The sequence below is a fragment of the Xanthobacter oligotrophicus genome, assembly GCF_008364685.1.
Classification (GTDB): Bacteria; Pseudomonadota; Alphaproteobacteria; order Rhizobiales; family Xanthobacteraceae; genus Xanthobacter; species Xanthobacter oligotrophicus.
In genome coordinates this window covers 139,472-165,151 of sequence record NZ_VTTL01000006.1, presented here as the reverse complement: position 1 = coordinate 165,151, position 25,680 = coordinate 139,472, and the positions used below count along the sequence as shown (strand labels likewise).

General features: G+C 66.8%; 23 protein-coding genes. 7 read left to right on the top strand and 16 right to left on the bottom strand.

Translation table 11 applies throughout. The annotated features are described in order from the left end of the window. Positions 1-104 precede the first annotated feature (104 nt). Positions 105-266 (top strand): hypothetical protein, encoded by a 162-nt coding sequence (locus FZ033_RS24030; protein ID WP_188079440.1) that lies wholly within the window; start codon positions 105-107, stop codon positions 264-266. A gap of 80 nt (positions 267-346) precedes the next feature. Here the strand turns inward: FZ033_RS24030 and lpdA are convergent, their stop codons facing one another. The 16 genes from lpdA to FZ033_RS11620 form a co-directional block, all read right to left on the bottom strand. Next, positions 347-1,750, bottom strand: a complete 1,404-nt coding sequence (gene lpdA, locus FZ033_RS11695) for a dihydrolipoyl dehydrogenase (RefSeq protein WP_149576317.1) — start codon at positions 1,748-1,750, stop codon at positions 347-349. A gap of 248 nt (positions 1,751-1,998) precedes the next feature. Then, positions 1,999-3,219 carry a 2-oxoglutarate dehydrogenase complex dihydrolipoyllysine-residue succinyltransferase gene (gene odhB, locus FZ033_RS11690; protein ID WP_149576316.1) on the bottom strand — a complete coding sequence of 407 codons (1,221 nt, stop codon included), beginning with the start codon at positions 3,217-3,219 and terminating at the stop codon, positions 1,999-2,001. Between the two features lie 27 nt (positions 3,220-3,246). Continuing rightward, complete coding sequence (locus FZ033_RS11685) at positions 3,247-3,588, bottom strand: YciI family protein (RefSeq protein WP_149576315.1); 342 nt, start codon at positions 3,586-3,588, stop codon at positions 3,247-3,249. A gap of 9 nt (positions 3,589-3,597) precedes the next feature. Next, a complete protein-coding gene (locus FZ033_RS11680) occupies positions 3,598-6,552 on the bottom strand; it encodes a 2-oxoglutarate dehydrogenase E1 component (protein WP_149576314.1) in 2,955 nt (984 codons plus the stop codon). A gap of 341 nt (positions 6,553-6,893) precedes the next feature. Next, positions 6,894-7,778 carry a succinate--CoA ligase subunit alpha gene (gene sucD, locus FZ033_RS11675; protein WP_149576313.1) on the bottom strand — a complete coding sequence of 295 codons (885 nt, stop codon included), beginning with the start codon at positions 7,776-7,778 and terminating at the stop codon, positions 6,894-6,896. Continuing rightward, on the bottom strand, positions 7,778-8,980 hold the full coding sequence (gene sucC, locus FZ033_RS11670) for an ADP-forming succinate--CoA ligase subunit beta (RefSeq protein WP_149576312.1): 1,203 nt from the start codon (positions 8,978-8,980) through the stop codon (positions 7,778-7,780). Before sucC ends, sucD begins: the two co-directional genes overlap by 1 nt. Before the next feature lie 235 nt (positions 8,981-9,215). Beyond that, positions 9,216-10,181: a malate dehydrogenase gene (gene mdh / locus FZ033_RS11665; protein ID WP_149576311.1), complete on the bottom strand. Its 966-nt coding sequence runs from the start codon at positions 10,179-10,181 to the stop codon at positions 9,216-9,218. 940 nt (positions 10,182-11,121) lie between these two features. Then, complete coding sequence (nifW, locus tag FZ033_RS11660) at positions 11,122-11,463, bottom strand: nitrogenase stabilizing/protective protein NifW (protein WP_149576310.1); 342 nt, start codon at positions 11,461-11,463, stop codon at positions 11,122-11,124. Between the two features lie 41 nt (positions 11,464-11,504). Continuing rightward, entirely contained in the window at positions 11,505-12,281 is a 777-nt protein-coding gene (cysE, locus tag FZ033_RS11655; protein ID WP_011995829.1) for a serine O-acetyltransferase, read from the bottom strand. 3 nt (positions 12,282-12,284) lie between these two features. Further along, entirely contained in the window at positions 12,285-13,532 is a 1,248-nt protein-coding gene (gene nifV, locus FZ033_RS11650; RefSeq protein ID WP_149576309.1) for a homocitrate synthase, read from the bottom strand. A 75-nt stretch (positions 13,533-13,607) separates the two neighbouring features. Beyond that, positions 13,608-13,928, bottom strand: a complete 321-nt coding sequence (locus tag FZ033_RS11645) for a HesB/IscA family protein (protein WP_149576308.1) — start codon at positions 13,926-13,928, stop codon at positions 13,608-13,610. 337 nt (positions 13,929-14,265) lie between these two features. Then, the gene (gene modD, locus FZ033_RS11640) at positions 14,266-15,108 is read right to left on the bottom strand and encodes a ModD protein (RefSeq protein ID WP_149576307.1); all 843 of its coding nucleotides are present in this window, start codon (positions 15,106-15,108) and stop codon (positions 14,266-14,268) included. 114 nt (positions 15,109-15,222) lie between these two features. After that, entirely contained in the window at positions 15,223-16,014 is a 792-nt protein-coding gene (locus FZ033_RS11635; RefSeq protein ID WP_149576306.1) for an ankyrin repeat domain-containing protein, read from the bottom strand. 20 nt (positions 16,015-16,034) lie between these two features. Next, positions 16,035-17,705: a nitroreductase family protein gene (locus FZ033_RS11630; RefSeq protein ID WP_149576305.1), complete on the bottom strand. Its 1,671-nt coding sequence runs from the start codon at positions 17,703-17,705 to the stop codon at positions 16,035-16,037. A 3-nt stretch (positions 17,706-17,708) separates the two neighbouring features. Continuing rightward, positions 17,709-18,152, bottom strand: a complete 444-nt coding sequence (locus FZ033_RS11625; protein ID WP_149576304.1) for an ArsC/Spx/MgsR family protein — start codon at positions 18,150-18,152, stop codon at positions 17,709-17,711. Positions 18,153-18,158: 6 nt separating this feature from the next. Further along, positions 18,159-18,593, bottom strand: a complete 435-nt coding sequence (locus FZ033_RS11620) for a response regulator transcription factor (protein WP_149576303.1) — start codon at positions 18,591-18,593, stop codon at positions 18,159-18,161. Between the two features lie 585 nt (positions 18,594-19,178). On the opposite strand from FZ033_RS11620, the gene nifH reads away from it, so the two are divergent. The 6 genes from nifH (at position 19,179) to FZ033_RS11590 (ending at position 25,414) form a co-directional block, all read left to right on the top strand. Further along, the gene (nifH, locus tag FZ033_RS11615) at positions 19,179-20,060 is read left to right on the top strand and encodes a nitrogenase iron protein (RefSeq protein WP_138400501.1); all 882 of its coding nucleotides are present in this window, start codon (positions 19,179-19,181) and stop codon (positions 20,058-20,060) included. 622 nt (positions 20,061-20,682) lie between these two features. Then, positions 20,683-21,531 carry an electron transfer flavoprotein subunit beta/FixA family protein gene (locus FZ033_RS11610; protein ID WP_149576302.1) on the top strand — a complete coding sequence of 283 codons (849 nt, stop codon included), beginning with the start codon at positions 20,683-20,685 and terminating at the stop codon, positions 21,529-21,531. A gap of 34 nt (positions 21,532-21,565) precedes the next feature. Beyond that, the gene (locus FZ033_RS11605; protein WP_149576301.1) at positions 21,566-22,675 is read left to right on the top strand and encodes an electron transfer flavoprotein subunit alpha/FixB family protein; all 1,110 of its coding nucleotides are present in this window, start codon (positions 21,566-21,568) and stop codon (positions 22,673-22,675) included. A 12-nt stretch (positions 22,676-22,687) separates the two neighbouring features. After that, the gene (locus tag FZ033_RS11600) at positions 22,688-23,995 is read left to right on the top strand and encodes an FAD-dependent oxidoreductase (protein ID WP_149576300.1); all 1,308 of its coding nucleotides are present in this window, start codon (positions 22,688-22,690) and stop codon (positions 23,993-23,995) included. Between the two features lie 109 nt (positions 23,996-24,104). After that, entirely contained in the window at positions 24,105-24,404 is a 300-nt protein-coding gene (locus FZ033_RS11595) for a ferredoxin family protein (protein ID WP_011995817.1), read from the top strand. A 242-nt stretch (positions 24,405-24,646) separates the two neighbouring features. Further along, positions 24,647-25,414, top strand: coding sequence for a 4Fe4S-binding leucine-rich repeat protein (locus tag FZ033_RS11590; RefSeq protein ID WP_149576299.1), 768 nt, complete (start codon positions 24,647-24,649; stop codon positions 25,412-25,414). The last annotated feature ends 266 nt before the right edge of the window (positions 25,415-25,680 follow it).

Here is a 25,680-nt window from a genome sequence, read left to right as displayed (position 1 = left end):
GGTGCGCGCAATCGTGATCGGGTCCTCGGTGATGGAGGGTTCGCGCGACGGCCGGCACATGGCTTAATGGTTGTGTACCCCCCGACCGAGGCCAGGAGAAGAAGATGAAGCGGATCGCTTTCACCTTATGCGCCCTGACCCTGTTTGCCGGCACCGCGCCCGCTTTCGCCGGCGGCGCGGGATGCGCCGGCATGACCAACGCGTCGTCGCAAACCGGCGCGCCGACCACGACGGCGAGCACGTCCACCTCCCAGAAGGGCGGCTGACGCGCTCGACGGATCTTCAAGGGACCTCCATTGCCCTCCGGCCCCAGGCCGGAGGGCTTTTTTCTGGAGGTGGCCCCGTCTCACATGTGGATGGCGCGCTTCTCCACGGCCATGGCCGCTTCCTTCACCGCTTCCGAGCGGGTGGGATGGGCGTGGCAGGTGCGGGCGAGGTCTTCCGACGAGCCGCCGAACTCCATGAGCACGGCGCATTCGTGGATCATCTCGCCGGCTTCCGGGCCGATGATGTGGGCGCCCAGCACCTTGTCGGTGGCAGCGTCCGCGATGATCTTCACGAAGCCGTCCGTGGTGTTGTTCACCTTGGTGCGGCCGTTGGCGGTGAAGGGGAACTTGCCCACCTTGTAGGCCACGCCCGCCGCCTTCAGATCGTCCTCGGACTTGCCGACGGAGGCCACCTCCGGGAAGGTGTAGACCACGCCGGGGATCACGTCATAGTTCACGTGGCCGGCCTTGCCCGCCAGCAGTTCCGCCAGCGCCACGCCTTCATCCTCGGCCTTGTGGGCGAGCATGGGGCCGACGATCACGTCGCCGATGGCGTAGATGCCCGGCACGTTGGTGGCGAAGTGGTGGTCGGTCACCACGCGGCCGCGCGCATCCTTGGCGACGCCCGCCTCGTCGAGGCCGAGGCCCGCGGTGTAGGGAATGCGGCCGATGGCCACCAGCACCACGTCCGCCTCGATCACCTCGGCGGCGCCGCCGGCCGCCGGCTCCACCGACACCTTCAGGGTCTTGCCCGAGGTGTCGACGCCGGTGACCTTGGTGCCGAGCTTGAAGGCGAAGCCCTGCTTGTCGAGGATGCGCTGGAAGCTCTTGGCCACGTCGCTGTCCATGCCGGGCAGGATGCGGTCGAGGAATTCCACCACCGTCACCTGTGCGCCGAGGCGGCGCCACACCGAGCCCAGCTCCAGGCCGATGACGCCGGCGCCCACCACCAGCAGCTTGCCGGGCACCTTGGGCAGCGACAGCGCGCCGGTGGAGGAGACGATGCGCTGCTCGTCGATGGTCACGCCAGGCAGGGGCGCCACGTCCGAGCCGGTGGCGATGACGATGTTCTTGGTCTCGAGAACCTCGACCTTACCATCGGCGTTCAGCGTCACCTCGACCTTGCCGGCGCCGAGGATCTTACCGGCGCCCATGTAGACGTCGACCTTGTTCTTCTTGAGCAGGAACTCGACGCCCTTCACATTGCCGTCCACGCCCTTGTCCTTGAAGGCGAGCATGGTCTTCAGGTCGAGCTTGGGGGCGGGGACGCCGATGCCCATCTCGCCGAACTTGTGGCCGGCTTCCTCGAACAGCTCGGAGGCGTAGAGCAGCGCCTTGGAGGGGATGCAGCCCACGTTGAGGCAGGTGCCGCCATGGGTGCCGCGCTTCTCCACCACGGCCACCTTGAGGCCGAGCTGGGCCGCGCGAATGGCACACACATAGCCGCCGGGGCCGGTACCGATGATGGTGAGATCGTAGGACATCGCTTCAGTCTCCGGACCTCAAGTAAAGCCGCCGCGCGTGTTCCGGGACCGCATCAATGACGATTCCGACCGTTCGGCTCCATTCGAGGTGATTTAGATCCACTTCCAAGCCCGGGAGGCTCGAACATTCGCTGTTTCAGGCCACCCGCCCGTTCAGGCCGGCGAACTGGTCGGGGCTTTACATCTCGGCAGTGTCACGAGGGATCTGGAGCCTGCACGCAGGCGGGCGGGCTCCAGATCGCAGATCCTCACAGATCCAGCACGAGCCGCGCGGGATCTTCCAGGGTCTCCTTCACGCGCACCAGGAAGGTCACGGCCTCGCGGCCGTCGACGATGCGGTGGTCGTAGGAGAGGGCGAGATACATCATGGGCCGGATCACCACCTGGCCCTTGATGGCCACCGGACGCTCCTCGATGCGGTGCATGCCGAGGATGCCCGACTGCGGCGCGTTCAGGATGGGGGTGGACATCAGCGAGCCGTAGATGCCGCCGTTGGTGATGGTGAAGGTGCCGCCCTGCATGTCCTCGATGCCGAGCTTGCCGTCACGCGCCTTGCGGCCGAAGCCGGCGATGGCCTTCTCGATCTCCGCCACGGAGAGCTGGTCGGCGTCGCGCACCACCGGAACCACGAGGCCCTTCTCGGTGCCCACCGCGATACCGATGTTGTAGTAGTTCTTGTAGACGAGGTCCTGGCCATCGATCTCGGCGTTCACCGCGGGCAGGTCCTTCAGGGCGGCGATGACCGCCTTGGTGAAGAAGCCCATGAAGCCGAGCTTGGTGCCATGCTTCTTCTCGAACGCATCCTTGAACTGGCTGCGCAGGCTCATCACGGCGGTCATGTCCACGTCGTTGAACGTGGTGAGCATGGCGGCGGTGTTCTGCGCATCCTTCAGACGCCGCGCGATGGTCTGGCGCAGCTTGGTCATCTTGACCCGCTCCTCGCGCACCGCATCGGTGGGCACGGAGGGGGCGCGAACCGCCACCGGGGCGGGCGCAGCGGCGGCACCGGCGGCGATGGCGGACAGCATGTCACCCTTGGTGACGCGGCCGTCCTTGCCGGAACCGGCGACGCCCGAGGGATCAACACCGCTCTCGGCGGCGATGCGGCCCACGGCCGGGCCGTTGGCGCCGGATGCGGCAGCAGCGGCAGGCGCCGCAGCGGGGGCCGGCGCAGGGGCGGCAGCGGCGGGCGCGGGAGCTGCGGCGGCGGGGGCCGCGGCAGCAGCGCCGGAACCGGCGCCGATGGAGCCGAGCAGGGCGCCGACGCCCACGGTGTCGCCGTCCTTGGCGACGATCTCGGCCAGCACGCCGGCGGCGGGCGCCGGCACTTCGACCGTGACCTTGTCGGTCTCCAGTTCCACCAGCGGCTCATCGGCCTTGACGGTATCGCCGGGCTTCTTGAACCACTTGCCGATGGTCGCCTCGGTAACGGACTCGCCCAGGGTCGGTACGCGGATCTCGGTGGTCATTGCGTTCGCCCCAATGCGGGGCCTCCCTCAACTATCGGCAGGTGAAGATGCGACAGCCGCCGGGCCAGCCACCCGGCGCTGAATGAGCGACAGGATGGGCATCACCTCATAGGCGAAGCCCAGCCCTGCCACGATGACGGGGTCCTGCGCGGCGAGAGCGTCCGCCGCGTCCTGATCGTGAGCTTCCACCAGCGCCATGCCCCAGATGCCGGAAGGATCCGCCACCGGCCCCACGGCGAGCGCGACGCCGCGATCGGCCTCGCCCTGCCAGAAGGCGCCGTGGGCGGCCATGGCATCCATCTCCGCCACGGTCGCATCCGCCGGGAAGGCGGGACGCGGCGGGGAGAGGCGCAGGAGGAAGTGGGCCATGCCGCCGGCTCAGCCCAAGGCTTCGTCGAGGAAGGCCTTGAGCTGGGCCAGATGCTTGGACATGAGGCCCGTGGCGGTCGCCGCCGAGGCGGGACGACCGGCATAGCGCGGACGCTTGGCCGCGCCGCCCACCTGCTCCAGCACCCATTCCAGATAGGGCTGCACGAACGCCCAGGAGCCCTGGTTCTTGGGCTCTTCCTGGCACCAGGCCACCTCGGCGTTCTTGAAGCGCGAGAGTTCCTGCACCAGCGTCTTGAGCGGGAACGGGTAGAGCTGCTCGACGCGCATCAGGTAGACGTCCGACACGCCGCGCTTCTCGCGCTCCTCGAGCAGGTCGTAATAGACCTTGCCCGTGCACAGCACGACGCGGCGGATCTTGTCGTCCGCCACCAGCTTGATGGCGTTGTCTCCCGGATGGGCCTGGGCGTCATCCCAGAGCACCCGGTGGAAGGAGGTGCCGGCCACCATGTCGCTCAGCGAAGACACCGCCCGCTTGTGGCGCAGCAGCGACTTCGGCGTCATCAGGATCAGCGGCTTGCGGAACTCGCGCTTCATCTGGCGGCGCAGGATGTGGAAGTAGTTGGCGGGGGTGGAGCAGTTCGCCACCTGCATGTTGTCCTCGGCGCAGAGCTGCAGGTAGCGCTCGAGGCGGGCGGAGGAGTGCTCCGGTCCCTGGCCCTCATAGCCGTGCGGCAGCAGGCAGACGAGGCCGGACATGCGCAGCCACTTGCGCTCGCCCGAGGAGATGAACTGGTCGAACAGCACCTGCGCGCCGTTGGCGAAGTCGCCAAACTGCGCTTCCCAGAGCACCAGCGTATTGGGCTCAGAGAGGGTGTAGCCATACTCGAAGCCGAGCACCGCCTCCTCCGAGAGCATCGAGTTGATGACCTCGTACTTGGCCTGGGTCTCGGAGAGATGGTTGAAGGGCTTGAAGCGGGCCTCGGTCTCCTGGTCGGTCAGCACCGAATGGCGCTGGGAGAAGGTGCCGCGCTCCACGTCCTGGCCGGAGAGGCGCACCGGGTTGCCTTCCAGCAGCAGGGACGAGAAGGCCAAAGCCTCGCCCGTCGCCCAGTCGATGCCCTTGCCGTCCTCGATGGACTTGCGCCGGTTGTCGAGGAAACGCTGGATGGTGCGGTGGAGCTGAAAGCCCTCCGGCACCTTGGTGATCTTCTCGCCGATCGCCTTCAGCGTGTCCTCGGCGACGCCGGTGTTGCCGCGCCGCGGGTCGTCGTCCTCATGGGTGGCCTTGAAGCCGGCCCAGCGGCCGTCGAGCCAGTCGGCCTTGTTGGGCTTGTAGGCCTGGCCGGCCTCGTGCTCGGCCTCCAGGCGCTCGCGCCACGCCGCGCGCATGGTGTCCACCTCGCCGGAAGTCACGACGCCCTCGGCCTCGAGCTTCTTGGTGTAGAGCTCAAGCACGCTCGGGTGCTGGCGGATCACCTTGTACATCTTCGGCTGGGTGAACGCCGGCTCGTCGCCCTCGTTGTGGCCGAAACGGCGGTAGCAGAACATATCAATGACGACAGGCTTATGGAAGCGCTGGCGGAACTCGGTGGCCACCTTGGCGCAGAACACCACCGATTCCGGATCGTCGCCGTTGCAGTGGAAGATCGGCGCCTCGATCATCTTCGCCACGTCGGAGGGATAGGGCGAGGAGCGCGAATAGCGCGGATTGGTGGTGAAGCCGATCTGGTTGTTGATGATGACGTGGATCGACCCGCCGGTGCGGTGACCCTTCAGGCCGGAGAGGCCGAGACACTCGGCCACCACGCCCTGGCCGGCGAAGGCGGCATCGCCGTGCAGCAGCAGCGGCAGCACCTGCACCCGCTCGGCGTCCTGCATCTGGTCCTGCTTGGCGCGGGCCTTGCCAAGCACCACCGGATCCACGATCTCGAGGTGCGAGGGGTTGGCGGTCAGCGACAGGTGGACCTTGTTGTTGTCGAACTCGCGGTCAGACGAGGCACCGAGATGGTACTTCACGTCGCCCGAGCCTTCCACGTCGTCGGGGGCCCAGGAGCCGCCCTTGAACTCATGGAACAGGGCGCGGTGGGGCTTGCCCATCACCTGGGTCAGCACGTTCAGGCGGCCGCGATGGGCCATGCCGAACACGATGTCCTTCACGCCCAGGTTGCCGCCGCGCTTGATGATCTGCTCGAGCGCGGGGATCAGGCTCTCGCCGCCGTCGAGGCCGAAGCGCTTGGTGCCGGTGAACTTGACGTCGAGGAACTTCTCGAAGCCCTCGGCTTCCACCAGCTTGTTAAGGATGGCGCGCTTGCCCTCGCGGGTGAAGGTCACCTCCTTGTCGGGACCCTCGATGCGCTCCTGGATCCACGCCTTCTCCTCGGGCGAGGAGATGTGCATGAACTCGACGCCGATGCTGGAGCAATAGGTGCGGCGCAGGATCGCCACCATCTGCCGGACCGAGGCGAACTCGAGGCCCAGCACGTGGTCGATAAAGATCTTGCGGTCGAGATCGGCCTCGTAGAAGCCGTAGGAGGCCGGATCCAGCTCCGGCGCCTCGCGGGGCGGGGTCAGGCCGAGCGGGTCGAGATTGGCATGTAGGTGGCCGCGCATGCGATAGGCGCGGATCATCATCAGCGCCTTGACGCTGTCGCGGGTGGCCTGCTGCACCTCGGTGGCGGAGAATTCCACGCCCACCTTCTGCGCCTTGGCCTTCACCTTGTCCGAGATGGCCTTTTCCACCTCGATCCACTGGCCGTCCATGGCCGAGACCAGCTCGCCATTGGCGTGCACGGGCCAGTGCGGCTTCTTCCAGGAGGCGCCGCGGGCGTTCTGGACCACCGCGTTCGGATCATCCTTCAGCGCCGCAAAGAAGCTCTGCCAGTCGGGGCTGACCGAATTCGGGTCGGCTTCGTAGCGGGCGTAGAGATCCTCGATCCAGGCGGCATTGGCGCCGTCGAGGAAGGAGGTGGAGAGGAAAACGTCGTTCTGTTCCGCGCGCGACATGGGCTTGTTCCCGGATGGTCGATGGCGCCTCCCACTCCTTCAGCGCATTTTGCACTGAAAATGAAGCCCCAAAGACCGCTCGTCTGCCACAAATCCGGCGTCCGGCTCACGCCGGGCGCCCTTTCACCCCTGCGAGGCTCGTGGCGGCCTTCAGCAGCGGTGCTCGACAACCTTTAGATGGGATGCGCCGCGGCCGGCCGTAAGACCGTCGCGGCGCATCCCCTAAAACCGCGCTCGCCAGTCGCCGAACTTCATGGCGATTGCGCGGCGTAACCGGCTTCACGGCAGGCTGCCCTCATCTCTTTACGGACGAGGGCGCCCGATCGCTCAGCCCGAGATACTCAGCCCTTGAGCACCTCGACGAGGGTCTTGCCGAGACGGGCCGGGGACGGCGACACGCGGATGCCCGCCGCCTCCATGGCCGCGATCTTGTCCTCGGCGCCGCCCTTGCCGCCGGAGATGATGGCACCCGCATGGCCCATGCGGCGGCCGGGAGGCGCCGTGCGGCCGGCGATGAAGCCAACCATCGGCTTCTTGCGGCCCTTCTTCGCCTCGTCCGCGATGAACTGCGCCGCCTCTTCCTCCGCCGAGCCGCCGATCTCGCCGATCATGATGATCGACGTGGTCTTCGGATCCGCCAGGAACATCTCCAGCACGTCGATGAACTCGGTGCCCTTCACCGGGTCGCCGCCGATGCCCACCGCAGAGGTCTGGCCCAGGCCTTCCTGCGTGGTCTGGAACACCGCCTCATAGGTCAGCGTGCCCGAGCGCGACACCACGCCCACCGAGCCGGTCTTGAAGATGTTGGCCGGCATGATGCCGATCTTCGACTCGCCCGCGGTCACGATGCCGGGGCAGTTGGGGCCGATGAGGCGGGACTTCGAGCCCGACAGCGCCCGCTTCACCTTCACCATGTCCAGCACCGGGATACCCTCGGTGATGCAGACGATGAGCGGGATCTCGGCGTCGATGGCCTCCAGGATCGCGTCGGCGGCGCCGGGCGGCGGCACGTAGATGACGGAGGCGTCGGCCCCGGTCTTCTCCTTCGCCTCGATCACGGTGTCGAACACCGGCAGGTTCAGGTGGGTGGTGCCACCCTTGCCCGGCGAGGTGCCGCCGACCATCTTGGTGCCGTAGGCAATGGCCTGCTGGGCGTGGAAGGTGCCGTTCTTGCCGGTGAAGCCCTGGGTGATGACACGGGTATTGGCGTCGATAAGCACGGACATCACGCAGCTTCCTTCTTCACGGCCGCGACAATCTTCTGCGCCGCGTCATCGAGGTCATCCGCCGGGATCACGTTCAGACCCGACTCACGGATGATCTTCTTGCCTTCTTCCACGTTGGTGCCTTCGAGGCGCACCACCAGCGGAACCTCCAGGCCCACCGCCTTCACGGCCGCCAGCACGCCGCGCGCGATCACGTCGCACTGCATGATGCCGCCGAAGATGTTGACGAGGATGCCCTTCACGTTCGGATCGGCAGTGATGATCTTGAAGGCAGCCGTCACCTTCTCCTCATTGGCGCCGCCGCCCACGTCCAGGAAGTTCGCCGGGCTTTCGCCGTAGAGCTGGATGATGTCGAGGGTCGCCATGGCAAGGCCCGCGCCATTCACCATGCAGCCGATGGTGCCATCGAGTGCGATATAGGCGAGGTCGTACTTGGAGGCCTCGATTTCCTTGGCGTCCTCTTCCGTCAGGTCGCGCAGCTCGGCGAGCTCCGGATGGCGGAACATGGCGTTGGAATCGAAGGTGACCTTGGCGTCGAGCACGCGCAGCTGGGCATCCTTGGTGATGATCAGCGGGTTGATCTCGAGCATCGCCATGTCGGTATCGACGAAGGCGGTATAGAGCACCTCGGCGAGCTTGCCCGCCTGCTTGGCGAGGTCGCCCGTCAGGCCGAGGGCCTTGGCGATCTTGCGGCCGTGGAAGCCCTGCACGCCGGTGACCGGGTCCACCGAGAAGGTGACGATCTTCTCAGGATGGGAGTGGGCCACTTCCTCGATGTCCATGCCGCCTTCGGTGGAGACCACGAAGGCCACGTGCGAGGTGGCGCGATCCACGAGCAGGGAGATGTAGAACTCCTTCTCGATGTCGGAGCCGTCTTCCAGATACAGGCGGTTCACCTGCTTGCCGGCGGGGCCGGTCTGGATGGTGACGAGGGTGTTGCCGAGCATCTGTCCGACGAAGGTCTTCACCTCGTCGATGGACTTGGCGAGGCGCACGCCGCCCTTGTCGCCAGCCTCGGGCTCCTTGAACTTGCCCTTGCCGCGCCCGCCCGCATGGATCTGGGACTTCACCACCCAGAGCGGACCGCCGAGTTCCTTGGCCGCCGCCTCGGCGTCTTCCACCTTCAACACGGGCACGCCGCGCGAGACCGGCGCGCCGTACTTCTTCAGCAGCGCCTTGGCCTGGTACTCGTGAATATTCATCTCTGCGTCCCTCAGGGTTGCGAAACGCCCCTCCCCCGCCCCGGACGGACCGCGCCCCGCAAAATGCGGGGCCAGATGGTCCGCGCCGCTTCCACCGCAGAAGGAACCCTGAACCGCGACAGCCCTCAGGCCACCGCAGGGGTCCCCGGAAGGGGAGCATTCGTCTCCTTCACCTCGCCGGTCGTTCCGCCGGCACGAAAACGGCGCACCCTGCGGCGCGCCGTCACTGTCGAGATCACTTCCCGAGACCGGGTGCGATCTTCAGGCAGGCCTCCACCAGTCCTTCGACGGCAGCGACCGATCTGTCGAACATGGCGCGCTCGGAACGGTCGAGCTCGACCTCCACGATGCGCTCCACGCCACGCGCGCCGATCACCGCCGGCACGCCCACATAGATGTCCCTGAGCCCGTATTCCCCATCCAGCAGCGCCGCGACGGGGAGGACGCGCTTCTTGTCCCGCAGGTAGCTTTCCGCCATGGCGATGGCCGAAGCCGCCGGCGCATAGAAGGCAGAGCCGCTCTTGAGCAGGTTCACGATCTCCGCCCCGCCGTCACGGGTGCGCTGGACGATGGCGGCGATGCGCTCCTCGCTGGTCCAGCCCATGCGGATGAGGTCCGGCACCGGGATGCCACCCACGGTGGAATAGCGCACCAGCGGCACCATGGTGTCACCGTGCCCGCCCATGACGAAGGCAGTCACGTCCTCCACCGAGACGCCGAACTCCTCGGCGAGGAAATAGCGCAGGCGCGCGGAATCGAGCACGCCGGCCATGCCCACCACCTTCTCCGGCGGCAGGCCGCTGGAGCGCTGGAGCGCCCACACCATGGCATCGAGCGGATTGGTGATGCAGATGACGAAAGCGTCAGGGGCATATTTGCGGATGCCGGCGCCCACCTGCTCCATCACCTTGAGGTTGATGGCGAGGAGGTCGTCGCGGCTCATGCCCGGCTTGCGCGCCACGCCGGCGGTGACGATCACCACGTCGGCGCCCGCGATGGCATCATAGCTCGACGCGCCGGCATAGGCGGCGTCGAAGCCTTCCACGGGGGTCAGTTCCGCAAGGTCGAGGGCCTTGCCCTCGGGGACGCCTTCCGCAACGTCGAACAGGACGATGTCGCCCAACGCCTTCATCCCGGCGAGAAGGGCGAGCGTGCCGCCGATCTGGCCGGCCCCGATGAGGGCGATCTTGTTGCGGGCCATCCCTTGTCCCCGGAAACCGATCTGCTGGCGGGCGCATGAGACGAGCCGCCGCAGGAAACGAGCGGCGCTTGACTACTCCCATCCGCCCCGGGGTTCAAGCCGGCCGCACTGCACAAATAGTGTGAGAAGGCCCATTTCTGCTGCCGAAACAGGCCTTTTCGCCCCCAATTCAGCATCATTTGCACCATGCGGAAAACCATCCCGCATGGTGGACCCATCAGCCTACCGCCGCAGGCCATCGATCGGCGTCGAGGGCCGGCGGGGCCGCACGCGGGGAGATGTCGGGATTCAGGCAAGAACGCAACCTGAAGACGCTTCATCAACATGATGTGCGCGAAAGCAGCAGGCGCGACTCTGCCTCAAGATCGCGGGTGAGGCACATCCAGGGCTCGCAGGCCCCGCCGCAATGGCGGCGAACCCGAAAGGGGGAGGTCTATCTTTGCGGGGAAAAGGGCGCGGGAGGCACTTGCCACCCAGCGAAGCCGATCAAGGGTGCTGGAGCCACTCCGAAGCGCCTCGGGCGGCGAGCGCGCCACGGCAGGCCGCATCAGACGGCTGGTGCCGCACGGAGCCGGATGCGGCCCGCGGCGCGCCGGAGGAGCTTCGAGGAAAGGCGAGTGAGGTCCGGCTGAGCAAGGGGCGGAGCGTTGAAACAGCTCTCAGCCAGCCGGACGCTGCTGAAACCGGCTATGGCATGCCGACACGTCGGGCGCGGCCGGATGCACCGGCGCGTCGTTTAAAAAATCTGCCCTCTCCCCGCATGCGGCCGAGCGACCAGCCGGATGAAAAACATAAACAAACGTCTGAAATTCAACAAACAATGGGCGGGGAGAGGGCAGCCGTCCGGGGGCAGAAGCCTCCGGCGGGAGTGGTCAGGCCGCGGACGAAGGCCACCAAAACGGTGAGCCTCAGGGGGCGCCGCGACGTGAGGGCAAAAGCCTCAGCTTCCCGTTTTCAGGGAGGTCAGGGGCACGAAGGCGGGCTTCGGGCCGGGCTCGGGTGGGCGGCTCGGATCGTGCTCTTTCAGCACCTTGAAGACGCGCTCCGCCATCGGATTAGACTTGATGAAATCTTCATAGGCCTGCGCCAGCATGGACTGGGCGGCTGAAAAGATCTCATCCTCGCTCTTGCCTTCGAATTCGGCAGAGACGAGGTACTGGCCCATACGCCGCAGAATGTGCAGGCGCAGCACCTGCAGCACTTCCGGCTGATAATCCACCTGCAGCAGCTCGAAGAACTCTTCCGCGCTGTGCAGGGACTTCAGCTTGTCGACAACCGACATCGCGACCTCCTTTTCGTCATTCTTGCCGAAGCTGCCAACCTTTACGCCGCCTCGTCCGCGGTGGCGCTGCGGCCGCGCGGGCGTTCGCTCTGCAGGTGCGCGAGGCGCGCCTCCAGGAATTCGATCCGGTCGAGCAGCGAGACGATGGCCTCGCCCACCGGGTCCGGCATCAGGTGATGCTCCAGGTCGATGCGGCCGTCGCCGACGCGTCGGCGGTCGGCCATGGGCTTCACCACCCGGCCGGGAATGCCCACCACCGTCATGGCCGGGGGCACATCCTCGATCACCACCGAATTGGCGCCGATGCGGCAGCCCGCCCCCACCGTGATGGGGCCGAGGATCTTGGCGCCCGCCCCCACCAGCACCCCGTCGCGCAGGGTGGGGTGGCGCTTGCCGGAGGTCCAGGAGGTGCCGCCCAGGGTGACCCCGTGGTAGAGCGTCACGTCATCGCCCACCTCGGCGGTCTCGCCGATCACCACGCACGCGCCGTGATCGATGAAGAAGCGCCGGCCGATGGTGGCGCCGGGGTGGATGTCCACATTGGTCAGGAAGCGGCCCAGCCAGGACAGGAAGCGGGCCGGAAACTTGATGCCCCGCCGCCACAGCCGGCTCGCCAGCCGGTGCCAGATCACGGCATGCACGCCAGGATAGGTGAGCACGATCTCGACCGTGTTGCGGGCCGCCGGATCGCGCGACTTCACGCAGTCCACGTCCTCGCGGATGAGGCGCCACACCGAGAGGGCGGACGCCTTCTCAGCCTCCGCCGCGCCGGCGAGCGGAACGTCGGTCCCCTGCCATTTCGGGCTTCCCATGATCATGGGTCAGGCTCCCATCACTGCGGCGTGGCGGCGCTTGAGCGCCTCTTCGGTGAAGCTGTCCTCGTAGAAGCGCCTGAGCACGTCCGGGGAGACCGAGTTCTTCGAACGGATGGCGAAGTCGCGCACCCGGGCAAGGATGGCGCGGCCGCGCGCCTCATCCACTGCAAGCCCCTGGTCGGACAGGGCCTTGAGGATGGCGGCAAGTCCCGAGTGCTTGCCCAGCACCACCCGGTGCGAGCGGCCCAGCATTTCCGGGCTGAGTGCCTCGTAGGTGCCGCGGTCCTTGAGCAGGCCGGAAACGTGGATACCGGATTCGTGGGTGAAGATGTCCTCGCCCACGATGGCCTTTGTGCGGGGCATGGGGCGGCCAGCCGCCTCCATGACCTTCTGCGCCAGCGGCCGCAGCGCCTGCGGGTCGATGCCGGTCTCCGAGCGCGCGGTCTGGCGCAGGGCGATGGCCACTTCCTCCAGCGCCGCGTTGCCTGCCCGCTCGCCGAGTCCGGCCACCGTCACGCTGGCATGGCGCGCCCCGCCGGTGACGGCGGCAAGCGTGTTGGCCGTGGCGAGGCCAAGGTCGTCATGGGCGTGGAACTCGATCTCGAGGTCCGTCGCATTGGCCACGCGCCGCACAAGCGCGTAGGCGGAGAAGGGGTCGAGCACACCCAGCGTGTCGGCGAGGCGCAGGCGGAAGGCGCCCGCCTCCTTCGCCACCTCGGCCACCTTGCACAGGAAGTCCGGATCGGCGCGGGACGCATCCTCGCAGCCCACGGCCGCCGTGAAGCCGAGCTTGGTCGCCAGCGTCACCACATGGCGCAGGGCCCCCAGCGCCCAGTCGCGGTCGCGGTTGAGCTTGCCCTTGAGCTGGCGGTCGGAGGTGGGGATGGAGAGGTTCACATAGGTGACGCCGGCGGAAACCGCGGCGAAGAGGTCTTCCTCGCTCATGCGGCACCAGGCGGCGACGCGCAGGGGCAGCTTGAGGGAAACGATAGAGCGCAGGGTCTCGATTTCCTCGTCGCCCATGGCCGGGGTGCCGGCCTCGATCTCCGGCACGCCGGCCGCAGCCAGCGCCTCGGCGATCTCGATCTTCTCCCGGCGGGTGAAAGCGACGCCCGGCGCCTGCTCGCCGTCCCGGAGCGTGGTGTCGTTCAGGAAAACCGTTCGGGCCGGCACCGTCCCGGCGGCAGCGCCGCTGGCATCCGCGGAGGCCCGGCTGGAGCGCGCCAAAATGGCCGATGGTGACTTCGCGAGCATGGGTCCCTTCCGATCTATCCCCCGCCGCGCCGGCGGGGGATGAATGAACTCCACCGGGCTGGGCCCGGACCCTCGTCAGTTCCGCAAGCCGCCGCCTGCCATCATCATCAGCGCCGCCGGATCGTCCTCGAACACGAAGCCGCGCACCGTCTCCGACTCCACGAAATCGATGACGATGCCGCGCGCGACCGAGCGGGATGCCCCATCGATGAAAACCTTGAGGCCGCCCTGCTCGAGAATGAGGTCGCCGTCGCGCGCCCGGCTATCGAGATGCATCAGGTAGTTCACACCGTCCCCGGACCCGGCCTTCGCCACCACGCGCAGGCCGTCCGCCTGCGCCGAGCACGACATGGCTGCCTTGATTGCCGACAGAGCGTTGGTCGTGAGCGTGATCATCAGTCCGTCCACCTGCGCCTGAGCGCCCCCTGCCAAAGTTACTGGCAAGGCTCGTGCCACCTGTTCAAGCTATTGAAAACAAGCGGAAAAGACGGACCTGGAAGGATGTCGCGAATGCGACAGCCCGATGGCTTGTGTGGGGTTCGACAGGTTCATGACAGAGAAGGCCCACGCTTTCAGCGCGCAAACCTCCGTATAACTACGTAGTCATTGTCGGGTCGCTGCGGTGTTTTTCTTGTTCAATTGCCCGAACAACCGGATTCATGCGGACAATGGCACCGCGGCCAGCCCGGAAAACCAGTTTCCAGCGTGTGAACCGCAGCAGCCCGAGATCGTGTCAGGCGGGGGCGATCACCACCTTCACGTCGGCAGGCTTCGCCCAATAGGGGGCGGAGGTCACCAGCACATGGGCTCCCGCGACGGCGTAGGCGGCGGCGTTGGCGAGGTTCACGCCGCCGGCCGCCGCCACCTTCGTATCCGGCGCGCGGGCGGCAACGCGGCGCGCCACCTCGGCGATATCACCGGGGGGCATCTTTTCGCACTGGAGCACATCGGGGTGGGCCGGCAGCACCGCGTCCACCTCGTCCAGCGTCTTCACCTCCACCACCACCTTCTTCTCCGGGGCGGCGCGACGCAGGGTGGCGATGCCCGCGGCGGGGTCGGTGAGGAAAGCCTGGTGCTCGGGAAACAGCAGGAGCGTTTCCGACAATCCGAGCCGGTGGGGAAAGGCGCCACCGGCGCGGATGGCGGCGATCATCTGCGCCTTGGCGCCGGGCAGGGTCTTGCGCGTGGTCACCACCGCGATATCCGGCGCGACAGCTCGGGCGACCGCCACGATGTCGGCGGTGAGGGTGGCGATGCCGGAGAGATATTCCACCAGCGTCTGCGCCACCTTCCACGCGCGAAAGATGGGGCCGGCGGTCCCCTGCGCCATCAGGATGGTCTCGCCCGCGGGCGCCCGTGTGCCGGTGGCCGCGAGCACATCGGCCTCGGCCCCGGCGGTCACGAACAGGTCCCGCGCCAGCTCGACGCCGCACAGGGTGGCGTCGGCCCGCATGGCCATGGTGAGACGCGCCTTGCGCCCGGTGAGGGCAAGGGATTCGGTGGTGAGGTCGCCATAGGGCGCGTCCTCGGCGAGGAGGGCATCCACTCTCGCCTGCGTCCACCATCTGTAGGTCATGCGCCGCCCCCGCTTATGCCGGATCCGATACAGCTTTGAGGCTTATATGGACCGAGCGGGACGGTCTACGGGACAAAGACGCGCTTGCCGGCAAGCACCGCTTCGCCAAAGCCCTCACGCCGACGCCGCCTCGCGCCGTGTGGCGGCGCGCAGAAGCTTCAGGCATTCGAGATTGGCCGCAAGATCCAGCGCGCAGAAGCCGTCCTGCGTCTCCAGACGCGGGTCGGCGCCACGGGCGAGCAGCTTTTCAACCGCCTCCACCTTGCCGGCGGATGCGGCATACATCAGCGACGAGGCGCCGGTGTCGTTGAGGCTGTCGATGGTGATGCCCGCATCCACCAGCGCATCGATGACGTGCGGGTGATTACCGACACAGGCGAGCCACAGGGCGGTGTTGCCGTCCCCATTGCGGGCGTCCAGCACCGCACCGGCGGCGATGAGGCCACCCACCACGTCGGCAAGCCCCTCCTGGGATGCCTTCATGAGCGGGGTCATGCCATTTTCCGCCGTCACGTTCACGCCATCGGCAGGAAAGCCGAGGCTTACCAGCCAATTGGAAAGGGCGGCATCGAGCGTTGCCGCCGGCGCGCGGGCGCTTTCGAAGGTCCGCCACGCCTCATAGCCGCCATCGACGCTGAACACCTGGGCGAAGCCGAAATCCGACAGGGTCTGGGCATATTCGCGACTGGCGTTGCCGTGGTAGCAATAGATCACCACCGGCTGCGACTTCGGGGTGGCGCCGATAACGTCCGACAGGGCGGAGTAGGCGAGGTTCCGCGCCCCCTCCACATGGCTGGCGGCGTAGGAATTGGCGTCGCGCACGTCGAGCAGCACGGCCCGGCCTTCGCCGACGATGGATGCGGCCTCCTCGACGCCGATGCAGCGGAAGGGAATGCGCTCTCTCATGGCGTGCTCCTGAAGGTCCCTCAGGCCGAGCGGCCCGGATAGGCCGGCTCGGTGGTGATGCGGGTGTCGATGGCGGGGCGCCCCACCGTGAAATGGTAGAGCGACTGGAACTCCAGGTTTTCCAGCCCCACGAGCCGGTGCAGGTCGTCGTCGAAGAAGCAGCCGATACCGGTGCCCCGGAACCCGGCTGCCTCCGCTTCCAGGTAGAGCACCTGGCCGACGAGCCCGGCTTCCCAATGCAGCTGGCGATAGCGCCACGGATCAGCCGCCACGGTGGCCTCGAACTCGCTGAGCATGGCGAGGGCGAAGCTGCTGTCGCTGGCGATGGCCTGATGGCAGCTGATGGTGCGGGCAATGCCCCGGCAGTCGGTCTCCACCAGCCGGTACAGCGGCAGGTGGTCGGGACAGCCCTCCGGCTTCACCCACTGGAAATCGGAACGCAGCGCCGCCTTCAGCCCGTCCATGATCCCCTCGCGCCGCGGCAGCGCATAGAGGCCGGGCGCAAGGCCCTCGACCCGGTGCACGAACAGCAGCGGGTGGATGCGCGGCGTGAAGCCCCAGGCATCGAAGGGCGCATCATTCCGGGGGAGGAGCGCATCCAGCATGCCGAAGAAGACCTCCTGCGGCATGGCGCTGTTCTTCGCCTCGAAGCGCTGGGCGCTGCGACGGCCGAGGATGACAGCGGAGGCCTTCGCTGGGTTGGTCACCACGCGTGGCGGCAGCGCATTCGCGCCGGCCGGAGCCGGATCGGGCGCGCCCGTACCACCATGGGTGGCGGCGCTCACCGCATCGATCACCGGCCAGCGATAGAGCTTGTGCCGGTCCAGCACATTGGCTTGCCCCACCCAGCCGCGGGCGTCCGGTACCGGCGGCGTGACAGCGACGGAGGGTCCCGGCGTGATCTGGATGAGGATGTCGGGATCCTCCCGCTCGGCCCCGGCGAAATCCGCTTCACGGTCGAAGCCGCCGAGGCGCGCGATCTCGGCGCTGCCCACGCCCTCCACCATGCGGGCGCTCCACCCGAGGCAGGCGGCGGCATAGCGCACGCCGGCGAGGGCATGACCGAGATCGAGCTGGCAGTAGCGGAACGCCCGCTCGCCATATTTCCACGCCTCGCGCCAATGGACGGAAGACAGCGCCAGATGCAGCCGCGCCGGCCCCGCCGGGGACCGCGCAAAGCTGCGCTGCATGGCAAAGCCCGACGCGCTGGCAAAGGCGACCGAGGTCGAAGCCCGCGCGGCGAAGCGCTGCTCCAGCACATGGTCGCGGCTGACATAGTGATGGACCCCGTCGGGCACGCCGGCAACGTTGGACGCCAGCACATAGGCCTCGGTGGGGTGCAGATTGCCGCTGGAGGGATTGCAGCGCACCGCCCAGCGATCCGGCCCGTACTGCTTCCAGCCGGCGAGACCAAAGGAGAGTTCCAGCAGCAGCGCGACGCCGGCGAGATCCAGTGGCGCCGCCGGAACCGCGCCGGGCGTGACCATCTCGCCGTAGGTGACCGCCAACCCCTCCGCCGCCAGCGGCAGGGCGAGCCGCGGACAGCCCTCGAACTCCCGGAAGGGATTGGGCTGGGCGTCCCAATCCAGGGTTTCCGGCCCCGCCGCATAGGCCTTGAGGCTGTGCTTGGTGCGCGTGTGATAGGCGAGCGCCGTATCGGCCGGACGGGCAACGGGCGGGGCAGCATTCATGGTTCAGGACGCCTTGCGTTCGGCCGGGTCCGGACACGGCGCGTGCGGGCTGGAACAGCCTTCCAAGGACCGCGTCAAGGGGCGCGCCCCCGGATCGGACGGCCCCAGCAGGGACAGGACCGGCTCCCGGTCGAAGCCGGCGCAGCGCCCGCTGTCCGTCTCCACCAGCGGGCGGCGGATCAGCAGCGGCTCGGCCAGCATCAACGCGATGGCAGCCTCCGCGCCGACGGCGGAGGGGTCCACCGCGCCGGACTTCACCTTCGGCGCCGCCGGGTTGAACCAGGCGGCGACCGGGGTGTCACCGAAGAAGCCGCGCAGGCGCTCGGCGGTCCAGGGCTCGGCCAGGAGGCTGCGGACCTCCAGAGTGTGACCGGCATTGGACAGGGCGAGCTTCTGCCGGGCATTGGTGCCGCAGCCCGGCTTCTCGTAGAAGGTGACGGTGGCCACGAGCGGCTATTTCATCACGGTGAGCTGGACCAGCGGGGCAGCGCCGCCACGGCCGAGCACGGTGTCCACCTTCTTGCGCACGGCTTCCAGCGTCAGCGGCTTCACCACCGCGCCATGGGCGCCGGCCTTGAGGCCGCCCACCGCAACCGCCTCGTCCGACTTGTCGGTGACGATGAGGATGCGGACGTCCGGGAACTTCGCCTTCAGCTCGCCGATGAGCCCGTCGCCGCGCGCCTTCAGCAGGGAGACGCCGAGCAGGATGACGTGGGGCACCAGCCAGCCGGTGCCCTTCTCATAGGCTTCCTCCGGGGTGGCGAGTTCGTGGGTCTCGATCTCGTCGTGCAGCATGAACTGGAGCGCCGCGCGCGTGATCTCGTCCTCGTCGATCACGAAGACGCGCCGCTGGTCCACCGCCTTGGAAGTCTCAACGCCGATCTGCATCTTAACCCTCGCTCGTCTTCCCCTCGCCGGGGCGTTCACCCGTTCCCCTCGCCCGCATGCGAACAAGCGGGCCGGGCGCGCAAATTCCGCGTCAAGCAAGTTCCGTTCCTGAGCCCGCGGAGAGGCGGGCCGGCTGCAACACGGGGCGCTGTTCACCCTGTGTTTCAACGCCCGCGCACGCACGTCGCGCGCTCACGTGCGTGCGCGCCTCCGACCGCCCGCGAGCCCGCGTCCGCATGCGCGCGAATGCTTTCAGACACGCAGACGTTCGCATGCACACCAGTTGTTTTAATCCCGACACAGCAAAACGGGGCTGTCACGTTCGACACACCATGGCGCGCCCCGTCCTGCCGCCCGGATTTTGATACAAATCAAAGATTTGGGGGTGCCGAGGGCGAGTGGCACGCTGGTTGCTCTTTCCTTGGCGCAACAGCGAGTGAGGGCTGAGTGCACGCCTAGGCCACCTGCCAGCGTAGCGCTCCTTCCCGTAACCCGCGGGGCGTTTCCGACCGATATTGCTGACGAGAGAAACGGCCTCGCGCCACGCGCGCGGTGGTCTTCCGTATAGGTTCGAAGGAGAGACAGATGTCTTCGCTGCGACAGATCGCGTTTTACGGGAAGGGTGGCATCGGCAAGTCCACCACGTCCCAGAATACCCTGGCTGCGCTTGCGCAGATGGGCCACAAGATCCTCATCGTGGGTTGCGACCCCAAGGCCGACTCGACCCGCCTGATCCTGCACGCCAAGGCCCAGGATACCATCCTGTCGCTCGCGGCGAACGCCGGCTCGGTGGAAGACCTCGAGCTCGAGGACGTGATGAAGATCGGCTACCAGGACATCCGCTGCGTGGAGTCCGGTGGTCCTGAGCCGGGCGTGGGCTGCGCCGGCCGCGGCGTGATCACCTCGATCAACTTCCTGGAAGAGAACGGCGCCTACGAGGACATCGACTACGTGTCCTACGACGTGCTCGGCGACGTGGTGTGCGGCGGCTTCGCCATGCCCATCCGCGAGAACAAGGCGCAGGAAATCTACATCGTCATGTCGGGCGAGATGATGGCCATGTATGCGGCCAACAACATCTCGAAGGGCATTCTGAAGTATGCCAACTCCGGCGGGGTGCGCCTGGGCGGGCTGGTGTGCAACGAGCGCCAGACCGACAAGGAGCTGGAGCTTGCCGAGAACCTGGCGAAGAAGCTCGGCACCGAGCTGATCTACTTCGTTCCGCGCGACAACATCGTGCAGCACGCCGAGCTGCGCCGCATGACCGTGATCGAGTATGCGCCCGATTCGGTTCAGGCCCAGCACTACCGGAACCTTGCGGAAAAGGTTCACGCCAACAAGGGCAACGGCATCATCCCGACCCCCATCACGATGGACGAGCTCGAGGACATGCTGATGGAGCACGGCATCATGAAGGCCGTGGACGAGAGCCAGGTCGGCAAGACCGCCGCCGAGCTCACTGCCTGAGGCTGACGACTTCGATGGGCCGGCTGTGCGCCGGCCCATCGCCCCGGACGCCGAGCCACGTGGCAAACCGCACTGGTCCTGCCACGAATATTTCAGAAGGCTCCGCGTGACCTTTTTGATACGCCTTTCATGCTGCCTAGGCGCAAGACTTCTCAGACGTCCCGGTCCCTCGCCTTCGGGCGGGGGACCTTTTGCCGGACGGCACCTGCCAGCCCATCGCCGGACGCGCCCTGCGAGACTTTCATTCTCCCCATCCCCCGCATTTGGCCGCGACCCGACACAAGCGCGACATCGCCCGGACATCCCGCGCGCGGGCTGCGTCAGCCTCCGGACAGAAGTCTCGCAATCACGCCGGCCGACCGTCGCAATTGCGACGCGCCATCGCGAAGCGCTCGCAGAATGACGGCGCAAGATCCCACAGCAAACACCCTCACCACTCGGCTGTCGCCTTCCTGACAAGATTTCGCATCTGTCACGAAGAATGACGGCACACAGGCGTCGCCGTTTCGCGACAATACTGCACAAGTCCTTGCCAATGCGAACGATTCACAGATGACATCGGCTTGGTACGCGGTTTGCTAGTCACTGTCCGAAGCCGTGGTGAAGGGCTCGGAGCGAATTCATGCACATTGTCGTCTGCATCAAACAGGTCCCGGATTCAGCGCAGATCCGCGTCCACCCCGTCACGAACACGATCATGCGGCAGGGCGTGCCGACGATCATCAACCCCTACGACCTGTTCGCGCTCGAAGAGGCCATGCGGCTGCGCGACAAGTTTGGCGGCGAAGTCACCGTGCTCACCATGGGCCCGCCATCGGCGGAAGATTCCCTGCGCAAGGCCCTCACCTACGGCGCCGACCGCGCGGTGCTCCTGACCGACCGCTTCTTCGCCGGCTCCGACACCCTGGCCACCAGCTTCGCCCTCGCCACCGCCATCACCAAGATCGGCGAGACCTACGGCGTGCCGGACCTGGTCTTCACCGGCAAGCAGACCATCGACGGCGACACCGCGCAGGTGGGGCCCGGCATCGCCAAGCGCCTTGGCCTGATCCAGGTCACCTATGTGGCCAAGGTCGCCGACTTCGATCCGGCCGGGCGTACCATCACGCTGGAGCGCCGCGCCGAGGGCGGCACGCAGGTGCTCAAGAGCAAGCTGCCCTGCCTCGTCGCCATGCTGGAAGCCACCAACGAGATCCGCCGCGGCTCCATGGAGAACGCCCTGCGCGCAGCCCGGGCCGATGTCGTGAAGTGGAGCGCCAAGGATGCCGGCGTCCAGGACATGAGCAAGTGCGGCCTGAAGGGCTCGCCCACCATCGTGAAGCGCGTGTTCGCTCCGAGCGCGCGCGCCGAAAAGGCGAAGTTCATCGAGGCCCCCGAGGGCGGCAACCTCGCCGAGGCCCTGATCGCGGAAGTGTTTGCCCGCCAGCCCAATCTCGAAGCCGATCTGACCGCGCTGGCGCGCGGCTTCTGACGGCCGTCGACCCAGGAACAGAGAGCCGACCATCATGAGCGAGCCGAAGACACCCCCAGCCCCCGCCGCCGGTGGACGCGCGTCCACCAAGAAGGAACTGCCGGAACACTTCAAGGCGTACAAGCACGTCTGGGTGTACATCGAGCAGGAGCGCGGCCAGGTCCATCCCGTCTCCTGGGAGCTGATGGGCGAAGGCCGCAAGCTCGCAGACAAACTGGGCGTTGAACTCGGCGCCGTGGTGCTCGGCGCCGAAGGCGAGACGGTGCGCGGAGCGGTGGCGGAAGCCTTCTGCTACGGCGCCGACATCGCCTATGTGGTGGCCGACCCGGTGCTCACCGATTACCGCAACGAGGCCTACACGTCCGCGATGACGGACCTCGTGAACACCTACAAGCCGGAAATTCTGCTGCTCGGCGCCACCACGCTGGGCCGCGACCTCGCCGGCGCGGTGGCGACCACCCTGCTCACCGGCCTCACCGCCGACTCCACCGAGTTGGACGTGGACGCCGACGGTTCGCTGGCGGCGACCCGCCCCACCTTCGGCGGCTCCCTGCTCTGCACCATCTACACGCTCAACTACCGTCCGCAGATGGCCACCGTGCGCCCCCGCGTGATGTCCATGCCCATCCGGGTGGAAAAGCCGGTCGGCCGCGTCATCGAGCACAAGCTCGGCGTGGTGGAAGACGACATCATCACCAAGATCCTGAGCTTCCTGCCCGATCGCGATTCCAACAAGGCGAACCTTGCCTATGCGGACGTGGTGGTGGCTGGCGGCATGGGCCTCGGCTCGCCGGAGAACTTCCAGCTGGTGAAGAACCTCGCCGCCTCCATGGGCGCCGAATTCGGCTGCTCGCGCCCGCTGGTGCAGAAGGGCTGGGTGTCGTCCGATCGGCAGATCGGCCAGACCGGCAAGACCATCCGCCCCCGGCTCTACATCGCCGCCGGCATTTCGGGTGCGATCCAGCACCGCGTGGGCGTGGAGGGCGCCGACCTCATCGTCGCCATCAACACCGACAAGAACGCCCCCATCTTCGATTTCGCCCATGTGGGCATCGTGACCGACGCCGTGCGCTTCCTGCCCATGCTGACGGAAGCCTTCTCCAAGCGCCTGTCCGCACATTCCCGCGACAAGCTCGCCAGCTGAAGGATAGCTCCGATGATCGACGAAAAATTCGATGCCATCGTCGTTGGCGCCGGCATGGCCGGCAATGCGGCGGCCTACACCATGGCCAAGCGCGGCCTCAAGGTGCTCCAGCTGGAGCGCGGCGAGTATTCCGGCTCCAAGAACGTTCAGGGCGCCATTCTCTACGCCGACATGATGGAAAAGATCATCCCGGACTTCCGGGAAGACGCTCCGCTGGAGCGCCATCTCATCGAGCAGCGCTTCTGGATGATGACGGACAATTCGCACACCGGCCTGCAGTACCGGTCTGACGATTTCAACGAGGAAAGCCCCAACCGCTACACCATCATCCGGGCGCAGTTCGACAAGTGGTTCTCCAGCAAGGTGCGCGAGGCCGGAGCCCTCGTCGTCTGCGAGACCACGGTGACCGAGCTGGTCCAGGACGCCTACGGCAAGGTCATCGGCGTGAAGACCGATCGCGGCGGCGGCCAGATCCATGCGGATGTGGTGGTGCTGGCGGAAGGCGTCACCGGCCTGCTCGGCACCCGCGCCGGCCTGCGCAAGATTCCCAAGCCCACCGAGGTCGCCCTCGCGGTCAAGGAAATGCACTTCCTGCCGCAGGAGGTGATCGAGCAGCGCTTCAACCTCAAGGGCAATGAAGGCGTCGTGATCGAGGCCGTTGGCACCATCTCCAAGGGGATGACCGGCATGGGCTTCATCTATTCGAACCGGGAGTGCATCTCGGTGGGGCTCGGCTGCCTGGTGTCGGACTTCCAGTCGAGCGGCGTTTCGCCCTACCAGCTGCTCGAGAAGTTCAAGAGCCACCCTTCCGTCGCTCCGCTGCTGGAAGGCTCCGAGGTGAAGGAATATGCCGCCCACCTCATTCCCGAGGGCGGCTACAAGGCGATCCCCCAGCTCTATGGCGACGGCTGGGTGGTGGTGGGCGACGCGGCCCAGCTCAACAACGCCATCCATCGCGAGGGCTCGAACCTCGCCATGACCTCGGGGCGCATCGCGGCGGAGACCATCTTCCAGGTCAAGTCCCGCAAGGACCCCATGACCGCCCAGAATCTGTCGCTCTACAAGAAGATGCTGGACGACAGCTTCATTATGAAGGATCTTAAGAAGTACAAGGATATGCCAAAGCTGCTGCATATCCAGTCGCAAAACTTCTTCCTCACCTATCCCCAGCTGGTCAACAAGGCCATGGAGAACTATCTGCGTGTCGACGGCACGCCGAAGAAGGAGAAGCAGAAGCTGACGATGAAGTCCTTCGTCTCCGCGCGGTCGTGGGCGGGCCTGTTCGGCGACGCCTTCCGCCTCGCGCGCGCCTGGCGCTGACGTCCTTTTCGGTCAGCCCGTTGTTCGCTCGGACCCACCGTCCGGCATCAGATTGCTCAAACCCAGGCGGCGGAAGATATCCGCCGCCGCCACCCTTCGGGAGTTTCCCATGGCCACTACCGAAACCGCCGTTCGCGTCGAGGACAAGCTCTTCCAGAACCGCTACCTGGTGGATGCCGGCCGCGCCCATATCAAGGTGCGCCCGCACACCACTCCCTCCCCCGCCCTCAAGGCCCTGCTCACCACCTGCCCTGCCAAGTGCTACGAGATGAACGACAAGGGCCAGGTGGAAATCACCGCCGACGGCTGCGTGGAATGCGGCACCTGCCGCATCATCGGCGAGCCCTCCGGCGACATCGAGTGGAACTATCCGCGCGGCGGCTACGGCGTGCTGTTCAAGTTCGGCTGATCTTCCAGGGCACGGCCCGCCCGCCGTTTTCAGGGACCGCGCCTTCTCGATTTTTCATCCGATTGTGCTGCCCTGAGCAGCCGAAAGCTTCGATCCAACATGTTGAAACGCCTCCGGAGCGGCTCCAACGGGCCACTCCGGAGGCGGTATTTGCGTGCTGTTTCCAGTATCGGCACCCGGGGCGTCGGCCCCTCTGGAACAGTTCCGCCTTCCCTCCTAGATTAGGGACGGGAGGACGTTCCATGTCCGCACATATGGCCGAAGAGCCAGATACCGTTATTGAAGCCCTCGACTGGCAGGGGCGTCCGTTGCGGTGCCAGGACTGTCCGCACGAGGACATCCACGCCGAAGGCCGCTGCGACCTGGGCAAGGTCTGCGTGGCCGACCGCCGGCGCAAGCGCATCGACCGCTTCTTTTCCCAGAATGCGGCGCTGGCGGCCCGCTATCTCGACCATCCCTATTTCGAAGTGCGGGCGCTGGCGGCCAAGCATGCCAGCGTTTTCCTGCTCGCGCCGCTGAAGGACGATCCCGAGCCGGACGTGCGCGTGGTGGCCGCTGCGCGTCTGCCGGTGGCACGGGTGAAGGAGATGCGCTTCGACATCGAGCCGCGAGTGCGGATCGCCGTCGCGGAGCGGCTCGAGGGCAGCGATCTCGTCGCCATGCTCGCCGATGGCGACTACCAGGTCCGCATCGCCGCGGCTCGCCGCGCCCCGCCGGACGCGCTGGTCTATCTCATGCACGATTCCGAAACCGACGTCCGCCGGGTGGTGGCGCGACGGCTGCCGCAGGCCCAGCTTGCCCGCATGGCCAGTGACGATGATCCCCTGGTGCGCGTGGTGGTGGCTGAACATCTCGATCCGGACCGCCTCGCGCCCCTCGTTGCCGACCCCGACATGCGGGTCCGCTTCGTCGTTGCCGAGCGGATCGATCCCCGCTTTCTGCCGCCACTGACGGAAGACAGCGTGCCACCCGTGGCCGAGGTCGCCCGCCAGCGCCTTGCCTCGTCCTGACGCGGCACTTTCAACACACGTTCTGGCAAGAAAGGTCGGCGGACGGGTCCGCCGACCTTTTTCTTTAGGCCAGGTCGCGAGCGACAATCATTTGCAATTTAATACACCGGAAGATGCCCCGCGCACCGGCGCCTCCGTAATATTCCGGACTAGACACGCGATCCAACACTGATTCTGGCATCCTAACTGCATGGCAATGCCGTGGATGAATGGCAGAGCGAGCGCCACTGCCCCGTTTGAGAAGACGCTCGAGAACCGAGGATGCC

Bases quoted from the DNA above. Each gene is read 5' to 3' on its own strand.
- FZ033_RS24030 (WP_188079440.1), top strand. From the start codon at position 105: ATGAAGCGGATCGCTTTCACCTTATGCGCCCTGACCCTGTTTGCCGGC.
- lpdA (WP_149576317.1), bottom strand. From the start codon at position 1,750: ATGTCCTACGATCTCACCATCATCGGTACCGGCCCCGGCGGCTATGTG.
- odhB (WP_149576316.1), bottom strand. From the start codon at position 3,219: ATGACCACCGAGATCCGCGTACCGACCCTGGGCGAGTCCGTTACCGAG.
- FZ033_RS11685 (WP_149576315.1), bottom strand. From the start codon at position 3,588: ATGGCCCACTTCCTCCTGCGCCTCTCCCCGCCGCGTCCCGCCTTCCCG.
- FZ033_RS11680 (WP_149576314.1), bottom strand. From the start codon at position 6,552: ATGTCGCGCGCGGAACAGAACGACGTTTTCCTCTCCACCTCCTTCCTC.
- sucD (WP_149576313.1), bottom strand. From the start codon at position 7,778: ATGTCCGTGCTTATCGACGCCAATACCCGTGTCATCACCCAGGGCTTC.
- sucC (WP_149576312.1), bottom strand. From the start codon at position 8,980: ATGAATATTCACGAGTACCAGGCCAAGGCGCTGCTGAAGAAGTACGGC.
- mdh (WP_149576311.1), bottom strand. From the start codon at position 10,181: ATGGCCCGCAACAAGATCGCCCTCATCGGGGCCGGCCAGATCGGCGGC.
- nifW (WP_149576310.1), bottom strand. From the start codon at position 11,463: ATGTCGGTTGTCGACAAGCTGAAGTCCCTGCACAGCGCGGAAGAGTTC.
- cysE (WP_011995829.1), bottom strand. From the start codon at position 12,281: ATGATCATGGGAAGCCCGAAATGGCAGGGGACCGACGTTCCGCTCGCC.
- nifV (WP_149576309.1), bottom strand. From the start codon at position 13,532: ATGCTCGCGAAGTCACCATCGGCCATTTTGGCGCGCTCCAGCCGGGCC.
- FZ033_RS11645 (WP_149576308.1), bottom strand. From the start codon at position 13,928: ATGATCACGCTCACGACCAACGCTCTGTCGGCAATCAAGGCAGCCATG.
- modD (WP_149576307.1), bottom strand. From the start codon at position 15,108: ATGACCTACAGATGGTGGACGCAGGCGAGAGTGGATGCCCTCCTCGCC.
- FZ033_RS11635 (WP_149576306.1), bottom strand. From the start codon at position 16,014: ATGAGAGAGCGCATTCCCTTCCGCTGCATCGGCGTCGAGGAGGCCGCA.
- FZ033_RS11630 (WP_149576305.1), bottom strand. From the start codon at position 17,705: ATGAATGCTGCCCCGCCCGTTGCCCGTCCGGCCGATACGGCGCTCGCC.
- FZ033_RS11620 (WP_149576303.1), bottom strand. From the start codon at position 18,593: ATGCAGATCGGCGTTGAGACTTCCAAGGCGGTGGACCAGCGGCGCGTC.
- nifH (WP_138400501.1), top strand. From the start codon at position 19,179: ATGTCTTCGCTGCGACAGATCGCGTTTTACGGGAAGGGTGGCATCGGC.
- FZ033_RS11610 (WP_149576302.1), top strand. From the start codon at position 20,683: ATGCACATTGTCGTCTGCATCAAACAGGTCCCGGATTCAGCGCAGATC.
- FZ033_RS11605 (WP_149576301.1), top strand. From the start codon at position 21,566: ATGAGCGAGCCGAAGACACCCCCAGCCCCCGCCGCCGGTGGACGCGCG.
- FZ033_RS11600 (WP_149576300.1), top strand. From the start codon at position 22,688: ATGATCGACGAAAAATTCGATGCCATCGTCGTTGGCGCCGGCATGGCC.
- FZ033_RS11595 (WP_011995817.1), top strand. From the start codon at position 24,105: ATGGCCACTACCGAAACCGCCGTTCGCGTCGAGGACAAGCTCTTCCAG.
- FZ033_RS11590 (WP_149576299.1), top strand. From the start codon at position 24,647: ATGTCCGCACATATGGCCGAAGAGCCAGATACCGTTATTGAAGCCCTC.